The 12,809-nt window shown below is 33.8% G+C and carries 15 protein-coding genes; all 15 read left to right on the top strand.

The genetic code is table 11. The annotated features are described in order from the left end of the window. Window positions 1-90: 90 nt before the first annotated feature. Window positions 91-519, top strand: a complete 429-nt coding sequence (gene tnpA / locus PF572_01680; GenBank protein ID MDA3839775.1) for an IS200/IS605 family transposase — start codon at window positions 91-93, stop codon at window positions 517-519. A 143-nt stretch (window positions 520-662) separates the two neighbouring features. After that, window positions 663-1,247, top strand: a complete 585-nt coding sequence (locus PF572_01675; protein MDA3839774.1) for a hypothetical protein — start codon at window positions 663-665, stop codon at window positions 1,245-1,247. Further along, the gene (locus PF572_01670) at window positions 1,244-1,615 is read left to right on the top strand and encodes a signal peptidase I (protein MDA3839773.1); all 372 of its coding nucleotides are present in this window, start codon (window positions 1,244-1,246) and stop codon (window positions 1,613-1,615) included. The genes PF572_01675 and PF572_01670 overlap by 4 nt, the downstream gene beginning before the upstream one ends. Before the next feature lie 89 nt (window positions 1,616-1,704). Further along, entirely contained in the window at window positions 1,705-2,001 is a 297-nt protein-coding gene (locus tag PF572_01665) for a hypothetical protein (protein MDA3839772.1), read from the top strand. Between the two features lie 128 nt (window positions 2,002-2,129). Further along, window positions 2,130-3,173 (top strand): PilT/PilU family type 4a pilus ATPase, encoded by a 1,044-nt coding sequence (locus tag PF572_01660; protein MDA3839771.1) that lies wholly within the window; start codon window positions 2,130-2,132, stop codon window positions 3,171-3,173. Between the two features lie 9 nt (window positions 3,174-3,182). Further along, window positions 3,183-3,512, top strand: coding sequence for a hypothetical protein (locus tag PF572_01655; GenBank protein MDA3839770.1), 330 nt, complete (start codon window positions 3,183-3,185; stop codon window positions 3,510-3,512). Window position 3,513: 1 nt separating this feature from the next. Beyond that, window positions 3,514-3,951: a D-aminoacyl-tRNA deacylase gene (dtd, locus tag PF572_01650; protein MDA3839769.1), complete on the top strand. Its 438-nt coding sequence runs from the start codon at window positions 3,514-3,516 to the stop codon at window positions 3,949-3,951. A gap of 308 nt (window positions 3,952-4,259) precedes the next feature. Further along, window positions 4,260-6,545, top strand: a complete 2,286-nt coding sequence (locus PF572_01645) for a beta-propeller domain-containing protein (protein ID MDA3839768.1) — start codon at window positions 4,260-4,262, stop codon at window positions 6,543-6,545. 8 nt (window positions 6,546-6,553) lie between these two features. Continuing rightward, the gene (locus tag PF572_01640) at window positions 6,554-6,982 is read left to right on the top strand and encodes a hypothetical protein (protein MDA3839767.1); all 429 of its coding nucleotides are present in this window, start codon (window positions 6,554-6,556) and stop codon (window positions 6,980-6,982) included. Window positions 6,983-6,987: 5 nt separating this feature from the next. Beyond that, window positions 6,988-7,746: a hypothetical protein gene (locus PF572_01635; GenBank protein MDA3839766.1), complete on the top strand. Its 759-nt coding sequence runs from the start codon at window positions 6,988-6,990 to the stop codon at window positions 7,744-7,746. Between the two features lie 4 nt (window positions 7,747-7,750). After that, window positions 7,751-8,905 carry a S1C family serine protease gene (locus PF572_01630; protein MDA3839765.1) on the top strand — a complete coding sequence of 385 codons (1,155 nt, stop codon included), beginning with the start codon at window positions 7,751-7,753 and terminating at the stop codon, window positions 8,903-8,905. A gap of 80 nt (window positions 8,906-8,985) precedes the next feature. Next, window positions 8,986-10,152 carry a phosphoglycerate kinase gene (locus PF572_01625; GenBank protein MDA3839764.1) on the top strand — a complete coding sequence of 389 codons (1,167 nt, stop codon included), beginning with the start codon at window positions 8,986-8,988 and terminating at the stop codon, window positions 10,150-10,152. Window positions 10,153-10,157: 5 nt separating this feature from the next. Next, window positions 10,158-10,718, top strand: a complete 561-nt coding sequence (locus PF572_01620; protein ID MDA3839763.1) for a prepilin-type N-terminal cleavage/methylation domain-containing protein — start codon at window positions 10,158-10,160, stop codon at window positions 10,716-10,718. Between the two features lie 15 nt (window positions 10,719-10,733). Next, the gene (gene eno / locus PF572_01615; GenBank protein MDA3839762.1) at window positions 10,734-11,999 is read left to right on the top strand and encodes a phosphopyruvate hydratase; all 1,266 of its coding nucleotides are present in this window, start codon (window positions 10,734-10,736) and stop codon (window positions 11,997-11,999) included. A gap of 10 nt (window positions 12,000-12,009) precedes the next feature. Beyond that, window positions 12,010-12,809, top strand: an 800-nt coding sequence (locus PF572_01610) for a 2,3-bisphosphoglycerate-independent phosphoglycerate mutase (protein ID MDA3839761.1), incomplete at its 3' end; no start/stop codon positions are given.

The following is a 12,809-nucleotide window of genomic DNA, read 5'->3' as shown; positions in this document are numbered from 1 at the left end:
CTCGTAGCCACCTTAGTCGCCGATGTCCGGGGATGAATGGCCGAGCCTAACAAACTTTATTATATATTATTCATGTGTTAGGCTGTTCTCATGAGAATCCAAAGTCTAAGCCACTGTGCATACAAACATCAATATCATATAGTCTGGGGCACGAAACACCGTAGAAAATGGTTGAAAGATTATGTTAAAGATGAACTAATCACTAGTCTTTTTAATACTGTAAAAAAATATCCCACACTCCATATCTATATCGTGAACACAGATCAAGATCATGTCCATTTGCAAATAGAAATACCACCAAATATGGCCGTGTCAGAGGCCGTCCAAAAATTAAAATCAAACTCTAGCATATATCTAAGGAAGAAATTTAAATTCATTCGTGAAATGTACCTCGATTGGGACGGCATCTGGAGTGTGGGATATTTTTCGTCAACAGTAGGCCTAAACGAGGAACAGGTCAGACGTTATATAAAATGGCAAGGTGAAAAAGAAAAGCCCCAGACAACAAAATTGTTCTGAGGCTTTCATGACTTCTTGATCTTGAATTATCATGAGCCGTGTTGGAAACCCCGGGAGTAGCGCTAGCGAATCCCGGGGAGGAGGTCATTTACCTCTTTTTGTGCTATTATTTATGTATGTGGAATAAAATAAATAGAAAAAATTTGATTATAATTCTATTATTTGTAGTAATAGCAATATTGTCTTATAAAATTATTATATTGAGATTGGATTATTTTAATACTATTAATAATAAGGAAATTGTTCAAATAACTGGCGGAATTAAATATAGGGTTATCCCGAACGAAGATAGGCCCTATAAAATAATTATTGGCGATATTATTGGCATAGACAAGAAGGTTTATGATTTTGTTAATAATTATTCTGCCTCACCTAATGAGTCTTTACTATTAATCTCTGGTATTCAAAAGCACTATTCGGAAATAACTAATAATAATTTTCTTAGTTTGATTGCTAATGAAAATAATGTTTTGATACCAGGTAATTTTTGTCTAAAAAATTGGCCAGCCGAAATAAACAAAGATATCTATAATAATTCTCAAATTAGTCACAGACCTTTTTGTAATAGTGAGGCAGAAACTCAAGTTATTGATAAATTAATTAAACAGTATCAGTCTGAAAAAATTGAGATATATTATTCAAGCGAAACTTACAAGGAATTAATTCAAGGCTTTTTACTTTATCTTGATGAGCTAAATATTCCATACGAACTAATAAAAGTGAAATGAAAAAGAATCTAAAAACAAAAATAATTATTTTAGAAATATTGATAATATTTATTTTGTTAATTCCTGTAATTTTCAATAATTATCAGTTTTTTTATTTAATAGTATCTGATTCAATGAATCCGGTTATTTATAAAAATGACATTGTTTTAGTTAAAAATAACAATATTAGTGACTACAAGAATAAGATTATTGCTTTTTATGACCCAACGAGGTCAGTGATTATTGTTCATAGGGTGATGGGGAAAGAATTCGGATATTTTATAACAAAAGGTGATAATTCAACTTTTGTGGATGAATATAGAGTATCGGAGGAGAATATTGTTGGAGAAGTTGTTTTTGCTTTGAAGACATCTGGGATATTTAAATAAGTTCATTAAACTTGACTATTTATAGTAATTTTGTTAGTGTTTTGTTGGATCTTTTTTAACTATAACTTTGGAAATTGGGGAGGTGCAAAATGCAATCAGCAGCATGTTACGCTATTATTCATTTGTCTTCTAGCATAGAACAGCTTGCCTATTCGCTTATAAGGACAATGAATGAAAGTCCGAGGTCTTTTTTTGAAAGGGTTTACTCCATATTGGATAGTAAAAAAAGCGATAATGAATTTGCTTTTTTTACAGCATTAAATATGCATATGAAGCTTGAGGAAAAGCTGAATTTTCTATCTTGCATTGAGCAGGACAGGGGGGTCGAAGACAAAAATCGAGTTCAAGAATATTTTACTTTGAAAAAAAATTCTAGAATTGAGTAATCTCCCGAGGAAGAAATATCAATTGTTTTGAAAAATAAATTTAATCGCCACCGAATAATGTGGCGATTTTTTATTTGCTACAAGAGATTAATTAATGTTATAATAACTAGGAAATTATTTTTTAATTTATGAATTTAGCGTATTATTTTAAGCAGGCTATTGATAGGGGTGCTTCGGATCTTCATTTAGTTGAGGGGGCTGTTCCTTCGCTGAGAATAGCGGGAGAATTGCATCGATTGGAGAATGATGAAATTCCTGCTGGGGAGCTCAGGCATGCTATTTTTGCTTCGATTGACAAAGGAACAAGGGATAAATTTGAAAGTGAAAAGGACATTGATCTTTCTCTGGAGTTTTATAATAATAGATTTAGGGTTAATTTGCATTATCAGGAGGCTCATATGGGTCTTTCGGCTAGATTGGTTTTGAATAAGATACCAACTCCACAAGAAATTGATTTGAATCCAATTATCTATGAATTAACTCACCTTAAAGATGGGCTTCTTCTTGTGACGGGACCTTCTGGGGCTGGGAAATCAACGACTCTGGCTGTTATGCTTGATATTATTAACAAAGAGAGAAGAGCGCATATTATCACTGTTGAGGATCCGATAGAATATATTTTTACTGACAAACAAAGTATAGTAGAACAGAGACAGCTTGGTCGAGATACAAAAGATTTTTCTACCGCTCTCAAATATGCTCTAAGACAAGATCCAAATGTTATAATGGTTGGAGAGATGAGAGACAAAGAAACTATTCGAGCTGCTTTGACCGCTGCCAAAACAGGTCATTTAGTTTTATCTACACTCCATACATCAACCGCTGCTGAAACAGTTTCTCGTATTATTGATTATTTTCCAACAGAGTATCAGAATCAAATCACTAACCAACTTTCTGGAGTCTTGCGTGGTGTTGTATCCCAACAACTCTTGCCAAAAAGAGGAGGGGGATTGGTTGCAGCTAGAGAAATATTGATAAATAATAACGCAATTTCTAATTTAATTAAAAACAATCAAATAGAACAAATTAATTCAACAATACAAACAAGTTCTAATATAGGAATGCAAACAATGAATAAGTCAGTAGATGATCTACTAAGGAGGGGTCTTATAAGTGAGGTGACTGCAACAAATAGAAGGAGGGATATGGAGACTCATGCTACTTATTATTAATTTAAATATATGCAAGAAGATAAATGGGAACAAACAGTTGGTCATATTAAGGATACTTTCGAAGTACTGGATGAGGGGTCTGATCATGACGATGAAGAAGGAGGAGTTGATATTAAATTTATAGAATTTAAGGGACCTCTTGGAAAGATGCGCTTAGAGTTTATTTTGAGGCCAGTTATTCTAGATAAAAAAACATCCTACACCAGAAGAATAGGTTCTGAAACAAATGTTCAATATGTATATAGTGAAACTGAAAAGAATGGTAGATTAGATGTTTATAAACTGGATGAAGATAGTGGTGAATGGGAGGAAATAGAGGCTACTAAAATGTTTGAATAATATGAGAGCAGTTATTCAAAGAGTGTCTAGTGCTCAGGTGAGTGTTGACGACAGTATTATTGGAAAAATTGATAAAGGTTTATTGGTTTTTTTTGCAGTTCACGTTGATGATACGGAAAAAATGATAGAGAAGATGGCCGACAAAATTTTGAAATTGCGTATATTTGAAGATAGTGAAGAAAAAATGAATTTATCTTTAGAAGATACTGAAGGAGAGATTTTAGTTGTTTCTCAATTTACTTTATATGGCGATACGAAAAAGGGGAACAGGCCAAGTTTTATTGAGTCGGCTAGACCAGAAAAGGCTATCCCTTTTTACGAGAAATTTGTTACTATTTTGAAAGAGAAAAATATAAAAGTTGAAGCAGGAAAGTTCGGAGCGGATATGCAAGTAGAATTAATTAATGATGGACCAGTTACGATAATAATTGATATATAAATATGAAAAAATCTCCTCTTGAGACAAGGTGAAGAAGGTGAATTGTGAAACAAGAGAGACCGACCTGGGTCGTCGCTGATAAGCGAAAGAGTGTGCACCCCAAGAGCACTTTGTCGCTTCGCTCGGGCGCCCTGGGGTAGGAGTACGCGTAGCGGGAGGTGTGTAGTGGGTTAACGAAAGAAACGTGACAAAAAATAAAACGAAAACACACCCCGTCAGCAAAGCTGCCACCCCTCTCATAGAGGGGAATAATAATGACAAAAGTTAGTATAAAAAAATAAAATTTCATTATTTTAAAATAAAATTCTATGCAAAAAAATCTTAAATTATTCATACTATTTTTAGCTCTAACTTTTGTTCTAAGCGCCTGCTCTTTTTCATTGAGCAAAAACCCGACGACTGTTCAACCGGAAAATAATATTAAACCAACAGAAAAAGTTACAGAAAATATAAAAACTGATTCTGGGTCAAAAACTATAGAAAATATATTGGCTAGTCAGTCTGAGATAAAAAAGTTTGATAATCCAGAAGAGTTGAAAGAATTTTTAGAAAATAGCCAAGTTAATTCAGGTGAAAATTATTATCGAAGTGATATGGTTTTTGCTGATTCTTCTTTTGGGGGAATGGAAGTAGCTGAAATGGCAACTGACGGCATGATGTTAAAATCAGCTCCACAAGCGGTTCCAACAGCACCTGGCCTTGGTTCAGCAGAAGGTGAAAATGATTTTTCACAAACAAATGTTCAGGTGGAAGGAGTGGATGAATCTGATATTGTAAAAACTGACGGTGATTATATATATTCACTTACTCAAAATGAACTTTTTATTATAAAGGCAAGTCCAGCAAGCGAGGCTAAAATAGTATCAAAAATAAAATTTGAATCTAGTCCAAAAAATATTTATATAAATAAAAACAAACTTGTTGTTTTTGGGGAAGATTTTCAAGTTTCAAAAGAAACGTATAGTCAGAGTTTTAGAAGAAATTCATCCTATACTTATTTTAAGATTTTTGATATCAGTGATAGGTCTGAACCTAGTCAATTAAGAGATATTCGTTTTGAGGGGTCTTATGCAAATTCTAGAATGATTGGTGATTATGTTTATTTTGTAACTAATACTTATAATTATTATATTGATGGTGAACCAATCTTGCCTAGGGTTTTGGAAGATGGAGTTGACACGGCCTGCACAGCTGAAAAATGCATTATGCCAGATGTTTATTATTTTGATATTCCTTATAATAGATATAATTTTTCTAGTGTAAATGTTGTTGATTTGGCAAATATTAATTCTGACGTGGAGAGAGAGGTTTATATTCTTTCTGATAACCAAAATATGTATGTTTCAGAGAGTAATATTTACATTACCTATACAAAATATATAAGCGAAGAGCAATTAGTGATGGAGATGACCAAGGAGATTTTGGTTCCGAAATTACCTCAAAAAGAAGCAGATAAAATAGTTGCGATAGATTTGGTTGAGGAATTTATATTGAGTGATAGTGAGAAGATTCGAAAAATTTCTGCTATTCTTGAAAGATATATACAAAGTCTCCCAGACGATGAGCAGGAAAAACTTGAAAAACAAGTCGAGGAAGAAATGAAAAAGAAGTATGAAGATATTTCAAAAGAATTAGAAAAAACCGTGATTCATAAAGTAGAAATTAATGGTTCTGACATTGAATACAAGACATCGGGCGAAGTAACTGGACATGTTTTAAATCAATTTTCAATGGATGAGAACAAGGGATATTTTAGAATCGCAACAACAAAAAATAGAACTTGGTCTCGTTTTGACGATGGATCAAATGAATCTTATAGTAATTTGTATGTCTTGGACAAAGATTTAAAACAAGTTGGCGCTCTTGAAGATTTGGCCCCAGATGAAAGAATCTATTCGGTTCGTTTTATGCAAAACAGAGCTTATCTTGTTACATTTAAGCAAACTGATCCTTTGTTTGTGATTGACTTAAGTGACGCGCGTAATCCAAAAGTATTGGGAGAGCTTAAGATACCTGGATTTTCTAATTACCTGCACCCCTATGACGAGACAACTTTGATTGGAATAGGTAAGGATGCAAAGCTGAATGAATATGAAAGAGTGGTGACCGGTGGACTTAAAATATCTTTGTTTGATGTTTCAGATGTTGCAAATCCGAAAGAAGCTGACAGCATAATCATTGGAGGAGTTGGTAGTGATTCAATTGCCCTAAACGACCATAAGGCCTTTTTGTTTTCATCTGATAAAAATTTACTTGTGATACCCGCTACGCTCAGAGAGGTAGAAGGGGAGAATAGATATGGAAAAATAAATTTTAGAGGAGCTCTTTGGTTTGATATTAAAAAAGACAGCGTTGAATTAAAAGAAAGAATAAGTCACTTCGAGGAAGGAGAACTTGAAGGGAAACAGTATTATTGGAATGGTTATGGTTATTATGATGCAAGTGTAAAGAGAAGTTTATATATCAACGATGTTTTGTATACAGTTTCAGACAAGTACTTAAAAATTAATTCTTTGACTAGTTCTGATGAAGTGAATAAGCTAGAGCTCAGCCTCGAGAAAAAAGATGATTTTGAGATTATAAATAATAATTAATATAAAATATGAAAAATAAAGAAAAGATATTAATTGCACTCGCTTCTTTCTCTTTTTTTCTAATTGTTTATCTGGTTATAGCTTCCAAGGAGATTGAGATGCCAAATGAAAAAGTGGTGAAAGAAGAAATAAAAATTGAAAAAGTAGACTTGGCAATGCTTGAGAGTACTTATCAGGAGAAAGTAAGGGGTATTTATTTTCAATTAAAAGATGATGCTAATTTAGTCGCCTCAAGCACCGAGGAAATAAACGTTGATGAAAAGTTGACTGGGATAAAAAATAGCTTGATGTCATTGGTTGTTCCTGATGAGTATAGGGCTTTTCATTTAAGTCTAGTTGTAACAATAGATAGAATCATCGAGAATAATTTTATTTTGGATAGCGACTTTCAGTTGGAAATAGAAAAAATTGGCCAGGATAACCTTTGGCTAAATTAATTGATATGACATATTATTTATCATTTTTGTTCAGACTTTCCCCCTTGTTGATTTTTCTTCTCTTGGAATATTTTGTATATAATATTGGAAATATATTTTATATTTTGTTTGTTATTTTATTCTTGGTATTTTTTTCAGTTAAAAATATTAAAGTTCGAGGTGACCTTGATATAAAATGGTATATTTTTTTGATATTTCCAATTCTGTTAGAAATTAGCTTTGTTACTTATCTGATGATGGAAATGGATTATTTAAGGCCTCATTTACTGCTTCTTGTAAATTCCGTTATTTTATATTTTTATTTTAGAACTCTCCGTTCCTTTTTTTCTGGCGTTGACAGGGGAGACTCCTTGAATAATATTACAATATTTGGTAATTTTATTTTAGTGTTCTTTATGGCATCGTCAGTTTATGGCTTGCAATCTTTCTTACGTTTTCCTGTCTGGATATTAATGATTGTCTTTGTGGTATTTTTGGCCATGATTGTCTATTCGGTGATGTATATAAATAAAATAAAATATAATATAGCCCTATTTTATGTTTTGATTGTTTGTCTTGTTATGATGGAGCTTGCTTGGTCTATTTATTTCTTGCCAGTTACCTATAAGATATCTGGTCTTGTTTTGGCAATTGGGTATTATATTATAATGGGTCTTTCTAGACACCACTTGAAAGACAGTTTGAATCCGAGAACTGTAAAGCTATATTTTAGTTTTGGATTTGTGAGTATTATTTTAGTATTATTAACTTCAAGGTGGGTATAAATTTATGATTGAAAAAAATAAAAATGGAATTGTAGTAATTGTTTTATTATCAACACTTTTTGGCTTGGTCGCTGGTATTGTGGGGAGTCTGACTGTCAGATCGTACTTTGGAACAAGTTCAGCTTTTTTTGGAGAACTCAACTTTGTAAATGGAAATTTAGATAAACCAAACGTTGTTATTAGCGGAGCAAAGAAGGTTGTCGTTGCTCAAGATGAAAAAATTAATGAGACTATTTCACTAGTTAATGTAAGCTTGGTGGGAATTTACCAAAAGAAAGCCACTAGCACAAAAAAGGAGATGATTGATTTGGATTCTTTTTACAAAATAGGCGATGAACTGGGAGCAGGTTTAATTGTTACAAGTGATGGATGGATTGTAACAGACGCTCTTAACCATCTCGAATTTGTTGGTAAAAACAAACAATTGAATATGGGAAAATATGTGGTTATCGGTAATGATAAGAAAATTTACACGATTGATAAAATTGAAATAGATCCGTCTACTAATTATATTTTCTTGCATATTAATGCCAGAGATTTAGCAGTTCTAAACATGGCTAGTCAAGATAGCCTAAATACTGGAGAGACAGCTTTGGGCTTAACCCTAGCAGGAGATACATATTTGAGCACAGTGTCATCCGTGCGAGATTCTGGAAACTATCTGTCTATATCTTCTGATTTTTATTATGATAAAATTAAATTAGTTGACGACCTAAGTGAAAACTTTAACTCTTCATTTATTTTTGATGTATCAGGACGTATTGTGATGTTTATAAATAAAAAAGGAGAATTGATTCCTTCCAGGGTTTTTAATGTAGTGGTGGATAGCCTGTTCGAAAAAGGAGTTATTTCTAGGCCGAGCCTTGGATTGGACTACGCTGACCTCTCGTATTTTATTAGCAGTGATACAGAAAACAAAAATTTTCAAGAATCAGGAGCCCTTGTAAATCCTTCTCCAAAAAGCTCTTTGCTCCCTTGGTTTGAAGCAGGTATAAAAATTGGTGATATAATTAAATATATTGACGGGGCAGAACTTAATAAGAATAATAGTTTAGCAAAAATTATAATGACCTATGCTCCTGGTGACGAAGTGGAGTTTGGTTTATTGAGAGGAACAGAGGAGTTGCAGATAAGGGCGATATTAGCTGAACTAAAATAAATGAAATAAAAAAATTCTACTAAGTAGAATTTTTTTATTTTTGGACCAAATGTGTTATAATATATAGAAATATTTGATTTATGACCATATTGTCAATTAGAAAATATAAAGACTTAGCTGGAAAAAAAATCTTCTTGAGAGCTGATTTTAATGTGCCCATAAAGAATGGTGTAGTTCGTGATGATTTTAAAATTACAGCCGGTCTGGCAACAATTCGGTATTTGCAAAGATATAATGCAAAAATTATAATAACAAGCCACCTAGGAAAGCCAGGAGGGGAATATAATGAAAAATATAGTTTAGCTCCGGTTGTAACTAGATTGTCACGATTGCTCGGCAAGAGAATAAATTTTGTTCCAGGTGTTTTTGGAATGGAGGCTGGGACTGCAGTGAGTAAAATGCGAAATGGTGATATAGTATTTATTGATAATTTGAGATTTAACAAGGGAGAGGAAAAGAATTCTAAAAAATTTGCTAAAGACCTGTCGAAGCTTGCCGATATTTATGTGAACAACGCTTTCGCTGTGTCTCATCGAGCGCATGCTTCGGTATCAGCTATAAAAAATTATTTACCTTCATTCGCTGGCTTGCTTCTTGAGAAAGAGATAGAGAATCTTAACAAGGTGATAATACCGAAAAAACCATTGATAGTAGTTATGGGCGGTTCAAAAATTGGATCAAAAACAACTCTTGTGAAAAAACTCTATCCCAAGGCTCATAAAATACTAATAGGAGGAGCACTTGCTAATAATTTTTTATTAGTTAGAGGATTCGATGTTGGGAGATCTCTGGTCGACAGGGACAGCTTGAAATTTGCCAAGGGATATAAATCCGGGAAAGTACTATTACCAGTTGATGTCCTTGTAAAAAATCTTGTAACAGAAAAAATAAGTGTTAAAAAAATTAGCGAAATTGGAGAAGAAGATTCTGCTCTAGACATAGGGCCAGAAACAATAAAACTTTTTTCTAGCTATATTAAAAGATCGGCAACAATTATTTGGAATGGTCCATTGGGCATGTTTGAAAGCCCTCGTTTTCGAGTTGGGACCATGGCTATAGGTCAGATTATTGCCTCAAGATCAGGAGGTAGGACTTTTGGTGTTGTTGGAGGAGGAGAAACAGTAGAAGCTCTTAAGAAGACAAAAATGCAAGATCATGTTGATTGGGTTTCAACTGGAGGTGGGGCAATGCTTTCATACTTAGGAGGTGAGACTATGCCCGGTCTTTTGGGAATAGTAAAAAAATAGTTTTTATGTCTAGAGAAAGGAATGGATTTACCCTAATTGAATTACTTGTGGTTATAACAATTATTGGAATTCTTTCCACCTTGGCAACGGTGGCCGTTAATTCTGCTAGAAAAAATGCAAAAATCACAAAAGCTATTAGTGATATTTCAGAAATTAGAAAAGCTATTGATATTTTGGAGGCCGACACTACGCGTTGGCCAGGAGACCAACAGCCAAAACAAATAGGCAGCACTGCAAATAACGAGCTTTGTGGAGTGGATGCTAGTTCAAACACTTGTCTAAATAGTTTTATTGGAGGAGCAGGAGGATTAAATTCTAATGGAGGTGCTTTTCTTGGTTGGTCTGGACCTTATATGAATCCATTTGATCTTGATCCTTGGGGGTATGAGTATTTTTTTGATACGGATTATAGAATAGACGCTAACGGTGATCCTTGTGAATGTACAAATTTACTCTGTGTCGATGCAGTGGTAATCGGTTCTTATGGTCCGGATGGATTAGGAGCTCCAACTGGTGGAGCTGGATCTTATGGATGTGATGATATAATACTAGTTTTATATAAATAATTAAATAATATAAATATGACAAAAATAAAAGAAATAAAATCACGAGAAATTCTAGATTCGAGAGGAAATCCTACGCTTGAGACTAAGATAATTCTAGAAAACGGGGTTTGGGCAAAAGCTAGTGTACCATCAGGAGCCTCGACAGGTATTCATGAGGCCTGGGAGTTGCGTGATGGTGATGAAAAAAGATATGAAGGTAAGGGGGTCTTGAAAGCAGTGGAAAATGTAAATACAAAAATAAATAAAGCTTTGAGTGGATTTGATGTAGGTGACCAGAAAAACATAGACCAAACAATGATTGATTTAGACGGAAGTGAAAATAAGAAAAATCTTGGAGCAAATGCAATCCTTTCTGTCTCAATGGCCGCCGCAAGAACCGCCGCCTTGGATAGGGGAGTAGAACTGTATGAGCATCTAGCGGATGTGTTTGAACTTGATAAAAATTTTAAAATACCAACTCCTTCATTTAATATATTTAATGGAGGGTCGCATGCAGATACAAATCTTGATTTTCAAGAATTTATGATTTTACCACTTCGTGATACTAGTGTTGCCGAAAAGATTAGAATGGGGGCGGAAATTTTTCATGAATTAGGTAGGGTTCTAAAAAAAGCTGGCATGGATACTGATGTTGGAAATGAAGGTGGCTATGCTCCTGATATTTATTCTTCAGTTCAGGCTATAGAATTAATAATAGCCGCAATTATAAATGCTGGATTTAAACCAGGAGAGGATATTGGTCTTGGAATGGATGTTGGTGCTTCCGAATTTTACAACCGAGAAAATAAAAAATATATTTTCAAATTAGACCAATCTCAATTCACCAAAAATGATTTAATTGGTCTTTATAATGAATGGTTTAGAAAGTTTCCTATAATTGCCATTGAAGATGGTCTCGAACAAGATGATTGGGAAGGCTGGCGAGAGCTAAATAAGGAACTAGGAGGACATATGCTCTTGATAGGTGATGACTTATTTGTGACAAATATAAAAAGACTAAGGCAGGGTTTAAAAGAAAAAGCGGCTAATGCCTTGCTTGTAAAACCAAATCAAGTTGGGAGCATAACGGAAACTGTTGAATGTGTTTTGCTTGCTCAGAAACATGGATTGAAAACAATGGCTTCTCATAGGAGTGGTGAGACTACGGATACTTTTATTGCGGATTTGTCAGTTGCCCTGGGGACTGACTATATAAAATCTGGATCTTTGTCTCGAAGCGAGAGGCTTGCTAAGTACAATCGTTTAATGGAAATTGAAATGAAATTAAAAGGAGAATTTTAATATTAAGTTTATGACAAGTAAAAAAAATATTCTTGGGACAAAAAAAATATTATCACCTTTAATTTTAATTATTCTTGATGGATGGGGGATAAATAAGCCAGGTAAAGGGAATGCCATAACGCAGGCTCATACTCCGTTTTATGATTCTTTACTTAAAAAATATCCCAACACTTCTATTTTTGCTCACGGAAAACATGTTGGTCTTCCTGAGGGACAAGTAGGGAATAGTGAAGCGGGCCATATGAATATTGGATCAGGGAGATCTGTAAAGCAAGATGTTGTGAAAGTAAGTAAATCAATAGAAAATGGAACTTTTTATAAAAACGCTGCTTTTCTTGAGGCTATAAATCATGCAAGGAAAAATAAATCCAATCTACATATAATGGGGCTTCTCTCGAATGGAATGAGTCCGCATAGTGACCCAGGTCACCTGCAAGCATTACTTGAACTCACTAGACGTAAAAAAGTAAAAAAAGTATATCTACATTTATTCACTGACGGAAGGGATTCACCTAAATATGCTTCTCTTAATTTGGTGCATGAGCTTGAGTCAAAATTAAAAAAGAATGAAAAAATAGCTACAATCATGGGGCGTTTTTATGGGATGGATAGAAAAAAGTCCTGGGCCAGGACAGAGAAGGCCTATGATGTCTTAGTTTTAGGGGAAGCTAATAAAATTTCTTGTGCTAAAGACGCAATAAGTCAGTCCTATAACAAAGGGGAGTCTGATGAATACATAAAACCAACTGAAATTGGAGATGATAAAAGTTCTAGAATTAATAATAATGATAGTATTATATTTTTTAATTT

It is taken from the genome of Patescibacteria group bacterium (assembly GCA_027858235.1).
Lineage (GTDB): Bacteria > Patescibacteriota > Patescibacteriia > Patescibacteriales > BM507 > BM507.
Note: the sequence above shows the minus strand (reverse complement) of the source record. Positions and strands in the feature narration are given on the sequence as shown.